General features: G+C 47.6%; 22 protein-coding genes. 7 read left to right on the top strand and 15 right to left on the bottom strand.

The features are described 5' to 3' along the window. Positions 1-78 precede the first annotated feature (78 nt). Positions 79-753, bottom strand: a complete 675-nt coding sequence (locus KNP88_RS12655) for an NAD(P)H-dependent oxidoreductase (RefSeq protein ID WP_214894055.1) — start codon at positions 751-753, stop codon at positions 79-81. A 397-nt stretch (positions 754-1,150) separates the two neighbouring features. Here KNP88_RS12655 and KNP88_RS12660 point away from each other — a divergent pair, with 397 nt between their 5' ends. Next, positions 1,151-2,707, top strand: coding sequence for a BCCT family transporter (locus tag KNP88_RS12660; RefSeq protein WP_088836101.1), 1,557 nt, complete (start codon positions 1,151-1,153; stop codon positions 2,705-2,707). Positions 2,708-2,782: 75 nt separating this feature from the next. Further along, positions 2,783-3,625, top strand: a complete 843-nt coding sequence (locus KNP88_RS12665) for a metallophosphoesterase (RefSeq protein ID WP_251137224.1) — start codon at positions 2,783-2,785, stop codon at positions 3,623-3,625. 39 nt (positions 3,626-3,664) lie between these two features. Here the strand turns inward: KNP88_RS12665 and KNP88_RS12670 are convergent, their stop codons facing one another. Continuing rightward, a complete protein-coding gene (locus tag KNP88_RS12670) occupies positions 3,665-4,159 on the bottom strand; it encodes a YwhD family protein (RefSeq protein WP_029332388.1) in 495 nt (164 codons plus the stop codon). Positions 4,160-4,227: 68 nt separating this feature from the next. Further along, positions 4,228-4,755, bottom strand: a complete 528-nt coding sequence (locus KNP88_RS12675; protein ID WP_214767698.1) for a hypothetical protein — start codon at positions 4,753-4,755, stop codon at positions 4,228-4,230. A 171-nt stretch (positions 4,756-4,926) separates the two neighbouring features. Here KNP88_RS12675 and KNP88_RS12680 point away from each other — a divergent pair, with 171 nt between their 5' ends. Together KNP88_RS12680 and KNP88_RS12685 are read left to right on the top strand one after the other, a co-directional pair. Beyond that, positions 4,927-5,112: a 2-hydroxymuconate tautomerase gene (locus KNP88_RS12680; RefSeq protein WP_029332386.1), complete on the top strand. Its 186-nt coding sequence runs from the start codon at positions 4,927-4,929 to the stop codon at positions 5,110-5,112. An 89-nt stretch (positions 5,113-5,201) separates the two neighbouring features. Continuing rightward, positions 5,202-5,831, top strand: a complete 630-nt coding sequence (locus KNP88_RS12685) for an NAD(P)-dependent oxidoreductase (RefSeq protein ID WP_159173978.1) — start codon at positions 5,202-5,204, stop codon at positions 5,829-5,831. 80 nt (positions 5,832-5,911) lie between these two features. Here the strand turns inward: KNP88_RS12685 and KNP88_RS12690 are convergent, their stop codons facing one another. From KNP88_RS12690 to KNP88_RS12705, 4 genes are all read right to left on the bottom strand, one after another. Then, positions 5,912-6,274: a YciI family protein gene (locus tag KNP88_RS12690; RefSeq protein ID WP_251137225.1), complete on the bottom strand. Its 363-nt coding sequence runs from the start codon at positions 6,272-6,274 to the stop codon at positions 5,912-5,914. Between the two features lie 538 nt (positions 6,275-6,812). Beyond that, positions 6,813-7,991 carry a NupC/NupG family nucleoside CNT transporter gene (locus KNP88_RS12695; RefSeq protein ID WP_029332383.1) on the bottom strand — a complete coding sequence of 393 codons (1,179 nt, stop codon included), beginning with the start codon at positions 7,989-7,991 and terminating at the stop codon, positions 6,813-6,815. Between the two features lie 123 nt (positions 7,992-8,114). Further along, positions 8,115-8,966 carry a phosphotransferase family protein gene (locus KNP88_RS12700; protein WP_214894061.1) on the bottom strand — a complete coding sequence of 284 codons (852 nt, stop codon included), beginning with the start codon at positions 8,964-8,966 and terminating at the stop codon, positions 8,115-8,117. Beyond that, on the bottom strand, positions 8,950-10,269 hold the full coding sequence (locus KNP88_RS12705; RefSeq protein WP_214894063.1) for an HD domain-containing protein: 1,320 nt from the start codon (positions 10,267-10,269) through the stop codon (positions 8,950-8,952). Before KNP88_RS12705 ends, KNP88_RS12700 begins: the two co-directional genes overlap by 17 nt. Before the next feature lie 146 nt (positions 10,270-10,415). Here KNP88_RS12705 and lipL point away from each other — a divergent pair, with 146 nt between their 5' ends. Further along, positions 10,416-11,240, top strand: a complete 825-nt coding sequence (gene lipL, locus KNP88_RS12710; protein WP_214894065.1) for an octanoyl-[GcvH]:protein N-octanoyltransferase — start codon at positions 10,416-10,418, stop codon at positions 11,238-11,240. Between the two features lie 13 nt (positions 11,241-11,253). Next, positions 11,254-12,102, top strand: coding sequence for a DegV family protein (locus KNP88_RS12715; protein ID WP_214894067.1), 849 nt, complete (start codon positions 11,254-11,256; stop codon positions 12,100-12,102). A 112-nt stretch (positions 12,103-12,214) separates the two neighbouring features. Here KNP88_RS12715 and KNP88_RS12720 read toward each other — a convergent pair whose 3' ends face one another. The 8 genes from KNP88_RS12720 to KNP88_RS12755 form a co-directional block, all read right to left on the bottom strand. Next, complete coding sequence (locus KNP88_RS12720; protein ID WP_088836091.1) at positions 12,215-12,625, bottom strand: hypothetical protein; 411 nt, start codon at positions 12,623-12,625, stop codon at positions 12,215-12,217. Continuing rightward, on the bottom strand, positions 12,622-14,145 hold the full coding sequence (locus tag KNP88_RS12725; RefSeq protein WP_088836090.1) for a flotillin lipid rafts scaffold protein FloT: 1,524 nt from the start codon (positions 14,143-14,145) through the stop codon (positions 12,622-12,624). Before KNP88_RS12725 ends, KNP88_RS12720 begins: the two co-directional genes overlap by 4 nt. Further along, a complete protein-coding gene (locus KNP88_RS12730) occupies positions 14,142-14,663 on the bottom strand; it encodes an NfeD family membrane protein (RefSeq protein ID WP_088836089.1) in 522 nt (173 codons plus the stop codon). The genes KNP88_RS12725 and KNP88_RS12730 overlap by 4 nt, the downstream gene beginning before the upstream one ends. After that, positions 14,653-14,892: a hypothetical protein gene (locus tag KNP88_RS12735; protein ID WP_029332376.1), complete on the bottom strand. Its 240-nt coding sequence runs from the start codon at positions 14,890-14,892 to the stop codon at positions 14,653-14,655. Before KNP88_RS12735 ends, KNP88_RS12730 begins: the two co-directional genes overlap by 11 nt. A gap of 143 nt (positions 14,893-15,035) precedes the next feature. Further along, the gene (locus KNP88_RS12740) at positions 15,036-16,235 is read right to left on the bottom strand and encodes a multidrug effflux MFS transporter (RefSeq protein ID WP_214894069.1); all 1,200 of its coding nucleotides are present in this window, start codon (positions 16,233-16,235) and stop codon (positions 15,036-15,038) included. A 12-nt stretch (positions 16,236-16,247) separates the two neighbouring features. Further along, complete coding sequence (locus KNP88_RS12745; RefSeq protein WP_214808810.1) at positions 16,248-17,381, bottom strand: YfbR-like 5'-deoxynucleotidase; 1,134 nt, start codon at positions 17,379-17,381, stop codon at positions 16,248-16,250. A gap of 58 nt (positions 17,382-17,439) precedes the next feature. Beyond that, positions 17,440-18,195 carry a TerC family protein gene (locus tag KNP88_RS12750; protein WP_214894070.1) on the bottom strand — a complete coding sequence of 252 codons (756 nt, stop codon included), beginning with the start codon at positions 18,193-18,195 and terminating at the stop codon, positions 17,440-17,442. A 149-nt stretch (positions 18,196-18,344) separates the two neighbouring features. Next, positions 18,345-19,202, bottom strand: coding sequence for a TerC family protein (locus KNP88_RS12755; protein WP_088836085.1), 858 nt, complete (start codon positions 19,200-19,202; stop codon positions 18,345-18,347). A 306-nt stretch (positions 19,203-19,508) separates the two neighbouring features. Between KNP88_RS12755 and folE2 the strand changes: the two genes are divergently transcribed. Then, positions 19,509-20,414 (top strand): GTP cyclohydrolase FolE2, encoded by a 906-nt coding sequence (gene folE2 / locus KNP88_RS12760; RefSeq protein WP_214894072.1) that lies wholly within the window; start codon positions 19,509-19,511, stop codon positions 20,412-20,414. Positions 20,415-20,452 lie beyond the last annotated feature (38 nt).

The following is a 20,452-nucleotide window of genomic DNA, read 5'->3' on the forward strand; positions in this document are numbered from 1 at the left end:
CTTCTTAATCATACAAATGCGAGTATACCGAATTTTGAAAGAAACTTCTATATAATTCGAAAAAAACTATCTTAGTGTTTACTCGACGAAAGTGACGATTTCATCCAAGTCACGGCGTTGTTTCGCACGTTTCGGTTCATCCGCCCGGTAACCGAACGCTACCATGACAGGAACCGTAAATACAGTCCGGTCGAGTAAATCATGGTCGACTAAGATTTTTTCAATCGCCTCTTGATCAAATCCTTCAATCGGACATGAATCGATTCCGATTTGTGCTGCCGTCGACATCATGTTTCCGAGCGCGATATAGGCCTGTTTCGCCGACCAGTCTTCCATCGCTTTTTCATTATTCCCGATTTTAAAGTCTTCTTCGAGGAAAAGACCATACCGCGTCGTCCGCCCTTGTTTTGCCTCGTCCGACAAACCGAGTGCGTTCATCATGTGTGTGACATGCGGACCATCTGGTTGCATTTGCGCACCTGTCCGTGCAAGGAAAATGACATAATGGCTCGCTGTCGGCAATTGTCCTTGGGCACCCCACGAGACGGTACGAAGTTCTTCACGCAATGCTTCATTTTGGATGACGAGCATGTTCCAAGGCTCATAACCAAATGAACTTGGGGAGAGACGCGCGGTTTCTAAAATAAATGCGAAGTCTGCTGGTGTGATCTTTTTTGAAGGATCAAATGCTTTCGTCGCATGACGTGATTGAAAGGCGGCTAAAATCTCTTGTTTGGTTTGTTCGTGACTCATCGTTTCATTCCTCCAGTGACTGTGGTTGATTATTTCACAACGATAGCAAATCTGAAATCACCCGTCTGCTATTCTGCTTGATATTAAATGTTACAAATCAATCTTTTCGGGAAATACTAGAGAAACAAAAGAAAAATTAGATTTTTTCATTTTTTTCAAAAATCGCTACGCAAAGCCAGTTCAAACGACTTTACCACCCTTTTTTTCTAGAAATCCCCATCTTTCATTACCCACAGCATTTGCCATCCTTACTATAAGTTTGTTACGGTAGTAACTTGCGTGATAAGGTTTTGTTTTTGAAGTTACGGGTATTACTAATCGTTGTATAGCAATTTTTCAGTATTTACAACACGAAACAAAACAGACATGTAAAATTCGAAAGAAGGTGTTGACCACGATGGAAAATAATCGAAAAAGCAAGATCACGAACGTCTTTATTGTATCCGTCATTTTCTGTGTGCTCTTTACCATATGGGGAATCTTACCTGAATCACTCATTGGTGCCGCAAATCTTGGCAACGTAACAGCAGTCGCACAAAACTTTGTTACAAATGGCTTCGGCTGGCTCTACTTATTCGGTATGAGCGTCTTTTTATTAGTTGCAATCTTCCTCGTCTTCTCGCGTTTCGGTTCTATCCGACTCGGAAAAGACTCTGATCGCCCTGAATATAACCTGATTTCTTGGTTCGCGATGCTCTTTAGCGCCGGTATGGGGATTGGACTTGTCTTCTGGGGTGTTTCAGAGCCATTGACACACTTCCATACACCACCGGTTGCGACGAGTGACCCGACTGAAGCAGCACGTCTTGCGATGCGCTATTCATTCTTCCACTGGGGACTTCACCCATGGGCACTTTATGCAATCGTCGCTTTAGCAATCGCTTACTCGACATTCCGTAAAGGACGTCCTGCAACAATCGGCGATACTGTCGCTTCGCTTATGAAACCGAAATATGAAGCTGCAGGTAAAGGGACAGTTGAAGTTCTCGCGATCGTCGCAACAGCATTCGGTGTTGCCACTTCACTTGGACTTGGCGCCCAGCAAATCTCGGGCGGTTTACATTTCCTCGTTGGAGGTATTCCAAACTCGTTCATGACCCAGCTCCTGATCATCCTTGTTGTTTCAGTCCTTTATATGATTAGTGCTGCTTCTGGTCTCGATAAAGGAATTGTTCGCCTCAGCCACGCGAACCTTGTTCTCGCGGCGCTCTTGATGGTCGGCGTCTTGTTCCTCGGACCATTCAGTTTCATCATGGATTTATTCGTTCAAACAACAGGTGCCTATTTACAAAACCTGCCGATCATGAGTTTCCGTGCCTCAGCCTTCAATCCGGACGAACGTTCATGGATTAACGGCTGGACGATCTTCTACTGGGCATGGTGGATTTCTTGGTCACCATTCGTCGGTACGTTCATCGCACGTGTTTCAAAAGGACGGACGATTCGTGAATTCGTTCTCGGTATCTTGCTCGTCCCAACAATTTTCGGACTGCTCTGGTTCTCTGTCTTCGGTGGATCGGCAATCTGGAACGAACTTTTCAACAGCGTAAACTTAATTGATACAGTTAACGATAAAGGTGTCGAAACAGGTATGTTCGCCTTGTTCGAGACATTTGGTACACTTGGTACGATTCTTAGTATCGTAGCTGTCTTCTTGATTACGACATTCTTCATTACGTCAGCTGACTCAGCAACGTACGTACTCGGAATGCTCTCTTCAGGCGGTAGCTTGATGCCAAGCCTTCGAATCAAATTGACATGGGGTGTCATCCAGTCTTCAATCGCAGCTGTTTTACTTTATGCCGGTGGGCTGAGTGCTCTCCAAGCTGCCGCGATTTTAGCCGCCTTCCCGTTCATCTTCGTTGTCGGGATGATGGTCATTGCCTTGTTCATTGATTTGTATAACGAACCTGAAGAAAAGAAAGCATCTGATGATTTAAAGAAAGAAGCATAATCATGTCAGGCACCTCTTCCGCAATGCGGACTGAGGTGCCTTTTTGGTATGCTTAGTGAAGAGAGGAGTGAGGTCTTGCGCGTCAGAAAACGCTGGTTCGTTTCATTAGGGGTTTTTGTCTTAGGCGGTTGGTTTTTATATCAAGAAAATAATGTGATTGAAACGACCGCAATCACGATTGAAACAGAACGACTGCCAAAAGCATTCGATGGCTATACAGTCGTCCAAATCGCTGACTTACATGGGAAATCCTTCGATCCAAAACAAACGAAGCTACTCAAAAAAATTACTCAAGCACAGCCTGACCTCATCGTGATGACCGGGGATTTAATCGACTCTCGCCGAAACGGAGAAGCCGCTGCGCTGACTTTGATGAAACAATTGACTGCGGACTATCCTGTCTATTTCGTCACGGGAAACCATGAAGTTCGTCGCAACTTGACCCTTTTACCGAAACTCGAAGCGATTGGTGTACAAATTTTACGGAATACGGCAGTCCCGCTCGAATATAACGGTGCAAACATTGCTCTACTCGGCATCGACGACCCAACGACGACACGCTGGAGCGAAGGTCTCCAAGAGTCTGACGGAACTCGGAAAAGCCTCGCCTCCGCACAAGAAGCTGTCGATCGATCGACGTTTCAACTCTTACTCGCCCATCGTCCGGAATATGTACCGCTCTATGCGGAGCGGCAAATCGATCTCGTTCTGTCCGGTCATGCTCACGGCGGTCAAATCCGACTTCCCTTCACAGATGGCTTGTATGCACCTGGACAAGGATTTTTCCCGAAACGGACGGCCGGTCAATATACAGTGGATACGACACAACTCATCGTCAGTCGCGGTCTTGGCAACAGTCTCTTCCCGTTTCGGTTGTTCAATCGTCCGGAAATCGTTGTCATCACTTTAAAATCATGATAAAAAATCGCCGTCTCCTAGGAGGCGGCGATTTTTTAGTTATGCGAGTGCATCATGTAACTCAGGCTCTGCGTTCGCCCACATTTCCGGTTTATGTGTCATCAGGAATTCACGAAGCAGTCCTTTTGACGTATCGTCCATCTGATCGACGACGATGCGTCCCTTGAGTGACTTGTCCATCTTATTGACGTGATCAGCTAAGATTTTAAACCCGCGCCGTGCTTCGACGTCGACTAATAAATCGCATGCTGCGACGCCTCCATAATAAAACCCTTCTGGCTTACGTCCTACCGTGACCCAAACGATCCAGTACAGTTTCCCATTCGGTGCGTCCGCTCGATCCGTCGTGAACTTAATTCGCTTCTCAATCGCTGCTTTCGCATGCATGGCACCCATATCGATGTATGCTTCGCCGTCCTCTGGCGAGATGATGACCGGTGACATACTGTTCAAACTGAGTGTCCCGACGCCAAATCCACCATGTCCGTCTGTTGAATTATCTGAAATGATATTGAAGTTAATCTTCTTTTCCATCTTTACTCGACCCCTTTTACAGCTGTTGCCTCTATCATACCGCATTCAACTGCTGACGCAAGTCCTGCTTAGCGTTTCACTTGTTCCAGCTGTTCTTTCGTCACACGCCGAATCGTCGGCAGACGGAGACATTCAAGTGAGGTCAATTCTTCATGCACAGGTGGATTTGATTCTTCCAAGCGTGTCAATGCCCGGTCGTAAAGTGTCTGTGCCGCACGACCAAACAAAATCACGCGTTCAAGCGACGAGCAACGAGACCGAATCGCCCGCAGTTGTTTAGCAAGCTCCCGGACACGCTCCTCGACTTCTGTTTCAATCTCAGGCGGTAACTTCCGATTTTGGAACAAGGGCTTAAAGCGGTCATCCTCTTCAAGTAACGTCACCATTCCATACCGTTTCGCTTCCGGCGTACCAACGAGTGCCGCTAATTCTTTATCCGTCACAAGTCGACCAAACGGAATGCTTTCATCAAAAATGACTTCTGCGACTTCCAAACCCTTCGTCCCCGATAGTGGATACGTCGTGTCCTCTGGTAATGCCCGGTCGAAAATAAGCAATGTATGAATCTTTTTTCGTATAACAGATTCCATTTCCATTGGTGTCACCTCTTCATCCTAAGTTTTCCTCTCGACTACTTCTCTTTTACATGCCCCCACTCCTGTCTTATACCCGTCTTTTCGTGTTTCGATGTCGCTGTTTGACGGCTCCCCTGCTCCATACGGTATACTGAGGGCGTATTGCCATTATGTTTTTAGGAGGAACGATTTATGCCTTACGTTACCGTTAAAATGCTTTCAGGACGGACTGTCGAACAAAAACGTGCACTGATCGAAAAAGTAACAGAAGCTGTCTCAGAAACAGTCAATGCTCCAAAAGAAAACATTACCGTCTTCATCGAAGAAATGGAAAAGACGGACTATGGACAAGCAGGCGTCATGTTTGCCGATAAATAAGGAACTAAAAAAGGATGGACGATGCGTGTTGCTCGACCATCCTTCTTTCTTATACCTATAACACCATGAACGAGAGAGGATGAATTATGATGGCAACGCTTAGCCTTTTAGGGGCAACGGGACGGACAGGGCGCCCCTTGCTCGATTTATTGTTACAAGCCGGTCACAATGTCCGCGCGCTCGTCCGCTCGACCGATCACATGTTACCGGAGCACCCGCAATTGACGATCATTCAAGGAGATGCAACGGAAGTAACAGATTTAGAGAACGTCATTCAAGGTTCATCTGCCGTCTTCAGTTGTCTTGGTACGGATCAGCAACATGTTCTTTCAACAGCGATTCCCCATCTCGTCACGAAAATGAAGGAACAACAGATCGAACGGATCATCTTCATCGGGACGGCTGGCATTCTCGATGCCTCAGAAGAACCCGGGAAGTACCGCTTCCAGTCAAGCGAATCGCGCAGACGCTCGACGACTGCTGCTGAAGATCATTTGAAAGCTTATTTGACATTAAAGGATGCTGACGTTGACTTCACTGTCATCTGTCCGACTCAATTGACGGAAGACGATGAAATCAATGATCTCTTAATTGAAGCACCCCGCTTCACACAGGAGACAGGACCGATTCCTCGCCGCAACGTCGCCCGTTTTGCTTTTGAAGCCTATAACGAACACCTCTTCAGTCGTAAGCGCGTGGGGATTGCTTCCCATCAATGATTTCAAAAATCAACATGACGATGAATCCAGTGCGCCGTCAGGCATGCTGGATTCATCGTCATGTTTTAGTTTGCTTACTTTCAATCAAACACTTGTCGTAGTTCAATTTCCCCTTCACCGTGCCCTTGCGGATCCGGCATCCGTAGTGCCCAGTCGATTGCTTCTTTTCGTGACGCGACATCGATCAAAATAAATCCAGCAATCAATTCCTCTGTTTGCATGAATGGTCCTTCCGTAACGATCGGTCGATCTCCAGGTCCACGATAAGAAAAGCGCATCCCGTTCGAGCTCGGATGGAGTCCTTTCGCCATCACATGTACCCCTGCATCGCGTAACGCTTGATTGTACTCGGACATCGCTTCCATAAGCTCAGGACTTGGACGCTCACCCACTTCTGCACGCTTTGATCCTTTAACGATCAACATAAATAGCACGTTCAGCATCTCCCTTTCTCGAAAGTCGCTAAAATGATGTATTAACCAATTCCACCATCCCCTTCTCCGCAAACCAAGATGCATCTAACCAAATCAATTCTTGTGGCGGATGCTTCCGACATCCTCGCTTTCCAGGTAAGCCTGGGGAGAGCAACAAAAATAGATGACGCTTGTCTGGCCCACAATTTCTTTTTCCACAATCTAAAATACCCGCCGACAACGATGTCAGCGGGTAGAAAAACTCTTATGAAGCGTGAACATGCGATATCGAGACGGATTGCACTCTAAACCGTCTTCCCTGATTTCCTACATGGTATTACCTAAAAAGCGTCACGGTTCGTTGACTCCTACGGGAAAAAGTGCGTTTTCAACGCATTTTCAGAGGCAGGCAAGACCCTGCTCATTGTCCGTGAGGATCAAGGAGCAACGGCTTGCGCCTCGTCCGAGGAAAGCAACGAATAAAGACGCTTGCAGTTCCCAATATCGACTTTTTCCACAATCTAAAATACCCGCCGACAACGATGTCAGCGGGTATTTTAAGTTCTCATTAGATGATGACACTGACGACGATTGCTGTCAGAACACTGACAAGCGTCGCACCGTACAATAATTTAAGACCGAAGCTCGCAGCGACACTGCCTTGGCGATCGTCGAGTCCTTTAACTGCACCCGCGATGATCCCGATTGACGAGAAGTTCGCGAATGAAATCAAGAAGACCGATACGATTCCGAGAGTACGCTCTGAGAATTCTTTCGTGTACTCAGGAAGACTGAGCATCGCGACGAATTCGTTTGTGATCAATTTCGTTGCCATGATGCTACCAGCACTGACGGCTTCTGCCCATGGAACACCCATGATGAAAGCGAATGGTGCAAAGATGTAGCCGAGAATTTCTTGGAACGAGATACCAAGAACCATCAAGAAGATGTCGTTGACCATCCCAATCAATGCGTTGTATCCGATTAACATCGCACCGACGATGATCGCGACTTTAAATCCATCCAAGATGTATTCGCCGAGCATCTCGAAAAACGTTTGTTTCTCTTCGACGATTTCCAAGATATCTTCGTTTGGATCGACCGTATACGGGTTGATGATTGAAACAATCATGAATCCACCAAACAGGTTCAAGACGATGGCCGTAACGACATACTTTGGTTCCACCATTGTCATGTAAGCACCGACGATTGACATTGAAACGGTCGACATCGCCGACGCACACAATGTATAGAGACGGTTTGCCGGTAATTTACCGATTTGTTTTTTGACTGTGATGAAGACTTCAGATTGACCAATCGCTGCCGAGGCGACGGCGTTGTATGATTCAAGTTGTCCCATGCCGTTAATCTTCGATAAGACGAACCCGATTCCACGCATTAAGAGTGGAAGAATCTTCGTGAACTGCAAAATCCCGATCAACGCTGAGATGAAGACGATTGGTAAGAGGACATTGATGAAGAACGGTTGCGCCCCTTCATTCGCAAGTCCACCAAAGACAAAGTTAATTCCGATTGCTGCATAACCAAGTAACTTTTCAAAGACACTCGCTACACCGCGGATGATAATATAACCGAACGACGTGTTCAATAAGATGAATCCGAGAACGAGCTGAAGCACTAGCATGACTGCAAGCGGTTTCAATTTGATACTTTTACGATTGCTGCTGACGAGTAGAGCTAGTCCAAAAACGACGACCAGTCCGAGTAACGCGATTAAATATTTCATGAAGTACCCCTCAATCTATTAGTTGTTTATCAGTTGTACATAAGTACGATGTCTGACGTTTAATCTCTGTCCCAAGTACTAGAATAATCAACATTCGTCAGAACTGCAATAGGTAAAGTTCATTTAGTAACCGCTTTCGTTATTTTCATAAACTTTCAAGACAAATTTTTCCAGGCGTTTCCGAACATTGTCCTGACTGAGGTTTCGCTTTCCATATGCCTCCCACCCCGGATAAACAGTAATTGTTTCAGGTCCAAAATCGAAAACAGCATTTAAGTCCCATCTCCAATCGTAAGTAAGCCCGCTAATCGCCTGATAAAATTTTAAAAACCGGTCCGCAACTTCGACGGACTCGAGTAAAGCAAGGTTCAGTCGGCAATGCGCCACGTCTGCTTCAATCGGTCCAACACATGCATTCACCCAATCAACTACGTTATACTTTTCCCCTGAATCGTATAACACATTAACCGGATGGAAATCACGATGGATGAACCGAATCTGTTTACTAGAAGCTGGTGCTGTTGCGCTCGCCCAGTTCCAAGCAGTCGTTTCGGTTGCCCAGGTCGGAACGACACGTGCTTTACCATAGGGCTTATACACATACGCGGTTTCCGGGACTGGCAAACGATGAATTGCGATTAACGTCCGTGCCAGTCGCTCCACATACAGATCGTCAAGTGGCGTAAGTTGCACCACCCCTTGGACATACGTCATCTGAAGCCAAGGTGGAATCTCGCCGATCCACGCTTCTTGATACTTGAGGACGTTTGGGGCGAGTGGACCTGCCGCCCCTAAAGCAAAGACCTCGTGCGCGACGAGGTCCTGTTCTTGTTGCAGCCAGTTTTGGTTGGTATGGATCCGGATAACACTGTCGCCCGCCCGTACGACGAGCGACGAGGTCGCCCCGGGTAAAACTTCCGTCTCAATTCCGGATAACCCGACCTGTTCTAAAATCTGCTCAATGACTCGTTTCATTTGAGTATCCTCCGAGCAACAGTTGATCAATCTGCATCTTTTCATTAGCGAACTCACGTAAGTCATACAAGATTTCTTGCGGATAAAACAACTTTTCATCCGTCTGTCTTGAATTCGCGATCGCTTCGACGAGTGGGGAGACTTGTGAGATTTCTTTTTTCTGCCCGTCTTTCATTTGGAGCATGATCGGCTGTTTACTAATTTCTCCGTTCTCTCCATATAAATCATACGGAAGGCGACTTAATTTATCTTCTAACAAGTAATATGCCGGATCGAGTCCGATTTTATTGAACAGTTCTGCTAGTTTTTCATGGATTGCTTCCCGCTTTTCTGGTGGATAGTCGACATACTTAAATAATTTTCGATTGACGAACCGACGTGACAAGTCACTAAGAATCGCATCGTGTTCTTCCATCCATTGTTGGAAATAGAAATAAACAATCGTTTCATCAAGCGCAAGGTAATTCTTCAACGCCATCGTTTGGTCAAATAACGGAATCAAATGAACCGGATGGATGTCAAACACATAACCCGAGGTGTACAGTTCCTTCGCCCGCTCGAGAATCGCTTTTAATAAGTAATCGCTCGATCGTGTGACCGGGTGCAGATAGACTTGCCAGTACATCTGATACCGGCGCATGATGTAGTCTTCAATCGAGTGCATGCCTGATTGTTTGACGACCATCTGATTGTGTGCCGGACGTAAGACACGCAACATGCGTTCTAAATCAAACTTCCCGTAACTGACACCAGCGAAATGGGCGTCGCGCAATAAGTAATCCATCCGGTCGACGTCGAGTTGCGAACTGATCATCGTCACGAGCAACTGGTTCGGATGCGTCTTATTGATGACGGAGGCGACTTCTTCCGCAAAGCCTTCGCCGACTTGATCGAGGACTCGTTTGATTTCCGTATCCCCGAGAATGATCCGTTCCGTCCACTCCTCGTGATCGACACCAAAGACATTTTCGAAGGCATGGGAAAAGGGGCCGTGTCCGACATCATGAAGCAAGGCTGCGGCGAGCGTCAGCTCACGGTATTGATCATCCCAGTCAGCCCGACCGTTAAAGACATCAATCAGTTGGCGTGTAATCTCATACACACCAAGCGAATGATGAAACCGCGTATGCTCCGCTCCGTGAAACGTCAAAAAGGATGTTCCGAGTTGTTTGACCCTACGAAGCCGTTGAAACTCCTTTGTTCCAATCAGTTGCCAAATCAATTGGTCGCTGACATAAATATAACGATGAACCGGATCTTTAAAGACCTTAGTTTCTCTTAATTGACCTAGTGACTGATACATGTCATTCTCCCCTTCATCTGGTCGTTCTCTTCGTTGTTTTCAATTTAGGGGCAGTCTGTTCCTGTCAGACCATCCGCTTCTTACATAAAGTTTACACTGGCTATGCTATAATGATGTCGCAAATCTACAAAAAAAGGAACGAGCCAATGGGAATCGAACTCTTAAAACAAGAACAATATCGTATTTTTGATCAAACGTCACTCGGAACGACATTTCATGCCACCCAATCGTTCGCGATGGACGACACGCTTTGTGCCTCCGTCGCAACAGAAGGTGCGGCACTTCGTTCTTGGGTGCATCATGAAACGGTCGTCCTCGGAATTCAAGATGCCCGTCTGCCTCACTTAACAGAAGGAATCGATGTCTTGCATGCGCACGGCTTTCACCCCGTCGTCCGAAATTCGGGCGGACTCGCGGTCGTCCTCGATGCAGGTGTCTTGAACATTTCGCTTGTCCTACCAGAACGGGGCGGCATTGATATCGACAGCGGCTACGAAGCGATGCTCGCCCTTGTGCAGCACATGTTCAGAGACGAAACCGAGAAAATCGTCGCTGGCGAAGTCGTCGGCTCATATTGCCCCGGCTCTTACGACCTTTCGATATTCGGTAAAAAGTTCGCCGGGATTTCGCAACGACGTGTCCGCGGTGGTGTCGCCGTTCAGATTTATTTATGTGTCAACGGAAGCGGGAGCAAGCGCGCAGCACTCGTGCGCGACTTTTATGAAGCCGCCCTGCAAGGAGAAGAAACAAAATTCACGTATCCCGTCATCATTCCGGACACGATGGCTTCTCTTGAGGAGTTACTTCAACTTCCGCTTACGGTCGAAGACTGTTTACTCCGTGCTTACCGTGCTTTGATGGCACTCGGCACAAATTTAGTCCCGTCCGTCCTCGATGAAGTCGAAAATGAACGATTCGGTGTAAACCTGGGCCGGATGCTCGAACGAAACGAAAAAGCCCTAGGTAAGTAAAGGAGAGAACGCAATGGTACGATTCATTACCGATAGTGGTGCCGATGCACCGCAAGAATTATTAGATGCCCATGACATCACAATCATGCCGTTCGGTGTATTGATTGGAGACGACACGTATTTTGACGGCGAAACGATTTCGCCGGAAGAGCTCTATGCTAAAATGCGTGACGGTGCTGCGCCAAAAACTTTCCAAGTCGAGGTCACGCGGATCGCGGAAGTCTTCAAAGCGCACTTCGAACAAGGGGAACCGTTCCTCTATCTCGCTTTTTCAAGTGATCTATCCGGCACCTATCAAACGGCAACGATGCTCGCAGAAGAACTCGCCGAACAATATCCCGATGTTCCGTACGCCGTCATTGATACGAAAACAGCATCGACCGGTCAAGGTCTCTTCGTCCTTGATGTCGCGGCCTTCGCGAAAACACATACGTTTGACGAAACAAAAGCCTATGCAGAACAAAAAGTGAATTCGATCCGTCACTTGTTTACGGTCGAATCGCTCGAGTACTTGATGCGTGGTGGTCGTGTGTCACGTGCGAGTGCCTTCATCGGTGGATTATTATCGATTCTGCCGCTCTTGACGGTTGAAGACGGTAAGTTGATCCCGAAAGAAAAGATTCGTGGTCAGAAAAAGGTCATGAACCGGATCGTCGAATGGATGGAAGAAGCGCGTCCGATGATTGACGGACACCGCATCATCATCGGTCACGGTGACTCGATTGAACGGGCCGAGATGCTCAAACAATTGATTGAAGCCCAGTTCTCTCCAAGTGAAGTCTTGATTACGATTGCCGGAGCGGCCATCGGTTCGCACACCGGACCGGGACTGCTTGTCATCGGCTATGATTTGCCGGCCTGACAGCCGCTTGATTTTATCCACACTAAAAAATCCGAATGATTCCCCTCTTCTTTATCAGAAAAGGTTGGATCATCCGGATTTTTTTGTTTTTAAAACCTGTCATTTCACGGTTTCATCGTCTCGATGCATACGGTGTCCGCTCTGTTCTCGGTTCAAAAAGTCCGAGCAACAAAAAGCGGAACAATACATACACAAACAAAAGCAATGTCACCAGTTCAAAGAACAAATAGCCGACATCTTGCAAGGACAGTCCTGTCCGGATTCCGTTCCACAAGTAGGCCAGATCTATTGTCAACAGACCGATTAGACCGGCAGCGAGCGCTTCCGCCCGTGTCAGCGGATGGTGAAGCGAATAGGAAACCCGCTTGACGTTGAAGATGTTCTGGATTCCGTCCTCTGATGTATAGCCTTTATACAGCGCGAACGCCGAACCGATTGCTACGAGGAAAAGTGCCGAAAGCGGGGCAACCAGATTTACGATAACCAGCAGAAACAGCATCGGCAAGACAACGTTCGGTTTCATTCAGACTTCGTTCCCGACGCGACCGGTTCCCCTTGATTCAAGTTGACCGTCAACGGTTTGGCTGTCCCTTTTCCAGAAAAGTTCTCAATCAATTCTTTGACATCGATTCCGGAAGAAGCCTTCAACGTCTCTTGGAGTGACGCCATCAAGTCCGTCGCATAACCCGTCACACGGTTCGCACCGCCACCTTCACCGTTCCCTGTATCGACGACCGTGATCTTGTCGATGTTACCGAGTGGTGCCGCGATTTCTTTCGCATACTCCGGCATCATGCGAATGACCATGTCGAGAATCGCCGCTTGTCCGAATTGTTCGAAGGCTTGGGCAATCTTCTCTTTTGCTTCTGCTTCCGCAAGACCTTTCAGGCGGATGATGTCCGCCTCGGTTTCCCCTTGTGCCCGCTCGGCGTCGGCTTTTGCGAGACCATCAAGGCGAATCCGTTCCGCATCGGCCTTCGCTGACGCTTCAATCCGGTATTTCGTCGCATCGGCTTCTGCATATTGTTTCGCCCGGTCCGCTTGTGCTGCCTGTTCGATCGAGTACCGATCGGCATCGGCACGTTTTTTAACTTCTGCGTCGTACTGTTTCTCGCGACGGAGAATTTCACGTTCTTCGAGTTCGATTTGTTTTTGCCGTTCGATGATTTTGATTTGCATTTGTTGCTCTGTGACTTCTTGTTGCGCGCGTGCATTTTCTAAGTCGTAGGCTTGGTCGGCTTTCGCCTTCGCGATGTCTTGTTCGCGACGATAGTCTGCCATCTTCAATTGATTTTCTTTTTCTGCTTCCGCGATTTCAGTCGCGCGCTCGAGCTCTGCTTTTTTCGCATCTTTTGAAGCTTCTGCCCGTTTGATCCGCGTTTCTTTTTCAGCATCCGCTGTCGCGATATCAGCGTCACGGCGCACTTGCGCGATGCGTGGTTTCCCGAGTGATTCGAGATAACCGTTTTTATCGCGAACATCTTTAATCGTGAACGAGACGATGATCAGTCCCATCTTCGCGAGATCTTGTGAAGCGACACGCTGGACTTCTTGCGAAAATTTATCGCGGTTCTTATAGATTTCTTCGACCGTCATCGATCCAAGAATCGACCGTAAGTGACCTTCGAGGACTTCCCGTGCCTCACTTTCACGGTCTTCCTTTGATTTCCCGAGGAATTGCTCGGCTGCCGTCGCGATTTCCGAAATCGAGCTGCCGATTTTAATGATTGCCGTTCCGTCCGCCATGACCGGAACACCTTGTTCCGTGTAGACTTCAGGCGTTGTTACTTCGAGCTTGCTCGACAGTAAACTGAGCGGTGTCGCCTGTTGGAAGACAGGCAAGATGAATGCCCCGCCACCGCGAATGATTTTAACGCGGTTACCGGATTCATCCGTATTGACACTTGGACTATTTCCGAGATAACTTCCCGACACGATTAACGCTTCTTCTGGCCCAACTGTCCGATACTTCGTGATAAATAGAGCAACAAGCGCTAAAATGAGCGCGCCGGCGATAATCGCCACAATAATAACTGGATTCACGTAAACATCTCCTCTTTCCATTGGTTCGGGTAGGTCATGACGTGCGCCACCCCTTGTTTGATTTCAATGATGATGACTTTCGTTCCTTGATCGAGTGGCGGTCCTTCAAATAAAACGGCTGATTTTGAAATCCGTCCGGATACGTCATCGACTAAAATTTCTCCATATCCGTCACTCGGAATCGATAAAATGACCGTTGCACTTCTTCCTTCTAGCATCTGCTCGGAAAAACCCAGCGACTGCTCGGCTTCGGCAAGCGGTACAAAAATGAACAAGTGCACTAAGGTCGTCAAAATAAGACTGATGAATCCACTGAGCAATAAGATCATCAATGAGCTCATGGCTGTTAAATGCTCAAGTCCGAACCCGAAAGCCGACGTTAAAATGACGAATGATAAAATCAACGTCGGATGAAAAATTTGATCGACGCCCGGAACCAGGTCCGAGAACACGACCGATAACAAAACGCCACATCCTGCTGCTGCCAGTGCATAGAGATACAACGTACTAACGTCCATCTTCTGTCACCTCGATAAAAGCACTCGAGCCATAAAGCTGATGATAAATTCGTTTGTATTCATGCCGATTTTCTTCATACAGCAGGTGTGCCAGCTCACGCTCACGCGGACTGGTGTCTTCTTGCAAACGCCGTGCATACTTTTTCTGTGCCGCGTAATGACGCGCTAGCAAACTTTCGAGTGCTCCTTGACTTGGCGTGGCCGCGACAGGTTGACGTCGTTTTCTCATCTTCGTGCTCCTTTCCTGTTTAATCCGTTCAGTTTTATGTACGCTAGTTTTTGGAAATGGTTTCAAAAACCAATTTCCTTTTTCCATTTTTCATGCGGATAAACAAAAAAACCGAAGAGCAATGCTCCTCGGTTTTAATCCGTTTACTTTTTCCGTTTAACAATCAAAACATAGTAGATGACGAGTGCTGCACAATCAAGTGTCATGATGATCAACCCCATCGGTAAAGCCGAGTCCTCGCCCATGATTCCGACGAGTGGTGAAACGAGTGAACCGACGAGCATCGGCAAGAGACCGAGCAAAGCAGATGCGCTCCCTGCCGTCTTCCCGTAGTTTTGCATCGCAAGTGTAAAACCAAGCGTTGAAATCAGACCGACGCTCGACACAACGAAGAAAAGTGGAATCATGACAAAAATCAAGGCATCGGATAAGGTCAATCCGAGGAACAATAAGATGCTTGCCGCCGCAACAATCATTAAGGCAATCCGCATCAATTTCTCACTATCGATGCGACCGGCCAGTCGTCCTGCGATTTGAGCCGCGATGATGATTCCAATCCCGTTCAAGCCGAACAGGAAACTAAACTGTTGCGGACTCGCACCGTAAATATTTTGTAAAACGAACGGCGAACCGGAGATATAGGCGAACATCGCACCCATGACGAACGCTTGTGCAAAGGCGTAACCGATGAACACGCGGTCCGTCAATAAACGACCGAACGTCCGAACCGTCGTCGCGAGATTCCCTTCAACCCGGTGATGCACCGGCAGTGTTTCCGGTAACCGGAAAGCAACGGCAAGCAGCATCATCGTACTTAAGATGGCCAGTAAATAAAACACCACATGCCAATCACCGAACCGTAAAATTTGTCCACCGATGACTGGTGCTAAAATCGGAGCCGTCCCGTTAACGAGAGATAAAGCAGCAAAGAACTTCGTCAATTCCGGTCCTTCAAACAAATCACGAACGATCGCGCGCGAAATGACGATGCCGGAAGCCCCAGCCGCCCCTTGCACAAAACGAAGTGCAATCAACACTTCGATCGTCGGAGCAAACGCACATGCAAGCGAGGCGAGGAGATAGGCGACGAGTGCGAGCATCAACGGACGTTTCCGTCCGCGGACATCGCTAAGCGGTCCGACAATCAATTGACCGAGCGCCATGCCAAGCATACATGCCGTCAAACTCAATTGAATCATCGACGCACTCGCCCCGAATGAACGGGACATGTCGGGGAAAGCAGGTAAATACATGTCGATCGAGAGCGGACCGAGTGCTGCAAGTGACCCTAAAATTAAAATCAAGGTAAGTCGTTTCGTTTTCACGAGTGAAACATCTGCCATCCGATTTCCTCCTTAAGTCGTTACGTAATCCAAGTCGTGCAAGACATAGGCGAGGAAAAAGACGACAGATGGATTTTCGTAAGCCGTCTGGACTTTCTTCAGTTGCGCCCTGTAGCCTGTCTCATATTCCACTCCGTTCAACTTGCGTTCCATATTCATTTTAATCAACGCATCGAGCTTATCGACGACATCTACCATCTGTCCTTCATACGTATCATCTTTCGCTTCGACGAGAAAACGATAAAATTCTGTTCGCATCACGTCAGGTAATAATCCAATCAACGCCTCCCCTTCTGCCCGTTCATAGGCCTCAAAGGCAGCTGCCGTGACCGGCGTCGCATGTTTGACCGGTCCGAGGACGTCCCCTGTCGTCCCTTCGACTAAATCGTGACAGAGCAAACGCGAAACGACTTCAGCCGTATCGATCGTAACCCCGTACTTTTTCGACTCGATCAGACCGTTGAACAAGCCGAGGGAAGCCGCCCGAAACGCATGTGTCGCGTCATTGTCATCAATCGTATTGAAGCGCCCTTTCCAGCGTCGAATCGTATCCATCATCAATGCATTGTCAATGAAATGTGCCATCTCGTCTTCGGCAAAGACGGATGTCGTCAAGCGACGGATGGCATGTAACGGGTGTTCGAGTAAATAGTTTTTCAGTTCAAGCGTTTTTGCTTCAAAGAACGGTGACGCCGTCATCCGTGCTTCTCTTCTCGCAAACAACATCGCGTCGAACGTATCGATCGCTTTAACGATTTGCCCTTCAATCGTGTCATCTTCGGCATGGACGAGATAGTCCGTAAATTCTGTTTGAAGCGATTTCGACAATAAGGCGACGAGTTTCTCACTCGCCTGTTGCTCCATCGCCTGAATGTGATCATGAAGTGTCGGCTCTTTTTTCGTCCGGTGTTTGATTGGACCGGTGATCACTTCGTTCATATCGTGAAACAGTGCCTTTCCTAATAAGCGGAGGCGATCGATTTCAACCGGTTGCTGCTCTTGTTCGATATAGCTCGCCATTAAACTAAATAGAGCGACGCGAAAACTATGACTTGCGGCGTTGTCTTGAAAACGCGGAGCATACTCATCCCAACGTGGTACGTTCTGCATCCGTGTCAGCATCCGAATAAAGTTACCGTTTTGCATGAAATCTCCCCCAAAATCAAAAAGGACAGAGGAGTTGTGACCCTGTCCAATTTTTGTATTAGTTTTCTTCTTTGACACCACTTCTAAACCAGCCGATGACAAGAATCAGTCCGAGAACGACCCAGAAAATCGTCTGCCAGAGCGTGCTTTCCGGAAACTCGTGCGGTAAGACATGAATGGTCGGGTGTGCAAGCGTCATGATGACGAGCTTAACCCCGACCCAAGCGACGAGCCAAAACGCTGCTTCTTCAATCCCTGGTCGTTTTTGGAGTAAAACAACGAACCAGCTTGCGAAGTATCGCATGATGACAAGTCCGATGATCCCACTGAAGAAGACGACCCAAAATTGTCCCGTGTTCAGTCCACCAATCATCCCGCCGACCATCGGTAATGTCGTCGCCATGGCAACGGCCGCGAGTGTCGAATCGACGGCAAACGCTAAATCAGATAATTCGACCTTGACGACCGTCCACCAAAAATTCGGCGATTCTTTTTTGGATGCCATCGCATCCGGTATTTGATGTTTGTTTGATCGTGCCTCGACGATTCCTTTAAAGGCGACATAAAAGAGGTACGCTGCACCAAGTGCCTGTAACTCCCAAACAGTCGCTAAGTACGACGCAAAGAAAATCGCGATAAAACGAAGGACGAGTGCCCCGATTAGTCCGTAAAACAACGCTTTTTTTCGTTGATCGTCCGGTAAAGGACGAACGAGTACCGCCATGACCATCGCATTATCAGCCGACAGCAATCCTTGTAAGATGATCAGGACGAGCCCGACCGTCGCATACTGCGTAATTAATCCAATATCCATAAAAACGAATCCCCTTTTTGTTCACTAGGTTCATTATAATCTTTGTACCTGTAAAAGAAAAAGACGGAAGCTTGAACCTTGTGTTTCTATGTTCCCCCTTTTTTCAGAGTTCACACTAAAAAAGGCCCTCCAGTCGGAGAGCCTTTCGCTTAAAGATGTTGATCCACTTTTTTCTCAGCATCTGGATTTGGTTTTGTTTTCGGTGAAGAGAACCAACCCCAAACTGCGAGACCGACCATGACCGTCCAGAAGAACGCTTGCCATGGCGTACTGTGAGCAAAGCCTTCCGGTAACTTCATCGCTTCGAAGATTGTTCCTTCAATCGATGCGTGATATTTCGGATGCTCAAGGGCAAGAACGGCGAGCTTGACTCCGACCCAAGCGACGATTGCGAATGCCGCTGTTTCAAGTCCAGGACGTTCTGCGAGTAGTCTGACGAAGACGCGCGCTGCGAAACGCATCAAGACGACACCCATCAAACCACCTGTCAGGATGACGACGAAATGTCCGGCATTCAATCCACCAATTTCATTTGTCCCCCAGTCAGGTAATGCGACGGCGAGTGCGACCGCCGCAAGAATCGAATCGACGGCGAATGCAAGATCGGCGAATTCAATTTTAGCGACTGTTTTCCAAAACTCCGCTTTTGAGACGGGCTCATCCGATTTCGGTTCTTGATCGAGCTCACTGTCTGCCCCATGGTTTTCACCGAGCCGTCGTGCCTTGACCGTTTTATAAATATGCCGTAACCCCATGATAAGCAGGTATGCCGCACCAAGTGCTTGAATCTGCCATATATCAACGAGGAACGAAATCGCGAACAATGCCGCGAAGCGGAGGACGAACGCTCCTGCCAAACCATAAAATAAAGCCTTTTTCTGTTGTTCGCCTGGTAAGTGTTTTACCATGACGGCGAGGACGAGCGCATTATCTGCTGAAAGTAGTCCTTCGAGTGCGATTAAAACGACGACTACCCAGGCATATTGTAGTACTAACTGCCAATCCATCTACTTCATTCCTTCCTATCTTATAAGTTTCACAAAGGCATTAACTAAAAAAAGATTTACGCGTTCATATGAACATATACTATCCGATTCAGTACAGACTTGCAAGTGTCCCTTATGATGAGTTTAGCAAACTGTTGATTCTGAGCCTTGCTAGTTTCGTTTTGCTAGCAGTTCATGATAAAATTCATATCAACAGTTCAACATAGTGCAAACACATTTGCGGAATCATCAGAGTTGCTCGTCTCTAGCATTCCTGTCATGTTATTACTATTGATAAAATACAAAAGGACAAAGGGGCCAATTGAAATGTCTACCTACCCGATTACACTACCAACAAAAGAAGAGCGTCATAAGCTTTTCGGTTCTGTTCCCCCTGTTAAAGGAACAAAACCTACTGAAAAAGATAAAATGGTTGATCTTCAAAATACACCAAAGAATTTCTTGTTTGCACTTGATGCAGTCGGTATTTCAAACGTCAAACATCCTGTCGTCATCCAAGATGGTGACAAAACGCAGGCCACTGTCGCGACGTTCGAGCTTTCGACATCACTCGTTCAAGACCGTAAAGGCATCAACATGAGTCGCTTAACGGAGCAACTCGATCAGTACCATCAAGAAGGATGGGTCGTCACGAACGAATCACTGATTCAGTTCGCGCGCGATTTAGCCGAGCGGATGGAGCAGTCTGAAGGTCAATTAACGATTCGCTACCCATGGTTCTTCACGCGTAAAGCACCGGTAACTGGACTCAGCGGTCTGATGAATGCCGAAGTCTGGCAAACGGTCAGTGTCGATACGGAAACGAATGAAGCAACGTTGACGGTCGGGTTAACGATCAATGTCACGACACTCTGCCCATGTTCAAAAGAAATCAGTGAGTACAGTGCCCATAACCAACGTGGTTACGTCACGATGGAAGCATCGCTTCGTGACGAGGCAGATGACTTTGACTGGAAACAAGAATTACTGGATGCGGCTGAATCAAATGCATCAGCACCACTTCACCCGGTCCTCAAACGTCCGGATGAAAAACGTGTTACGGAGATGGCTTACGAAAACCCACGCTTCGTCGAAGATATGGTCCGCTTAATCGCGGCTGATCTCTACGAAATGGATGCGATCGCAACGTTCTTCGTCGAATGCCGAAACGAAGAAACGATTCACCAACATGATGCCATCGCTCGAATCACGTTCGATAAAGACGCACAATAAGTCCTATACCACCCTCGCCCTAGATGACCTCTCGTTGT

The sequence above is a fragment of the Exiguobacterium sp. H66 genome (assembly GCF_018618705.1).
In the GTDB taxonomy this organism is placed as follows: Bacteria; Bacillota; Bacilli; order Exiguobacteriales; family Exiguobacteriaceae; genus Exiguobacterium_A; species Exiguobacterium_A oxidotolerans.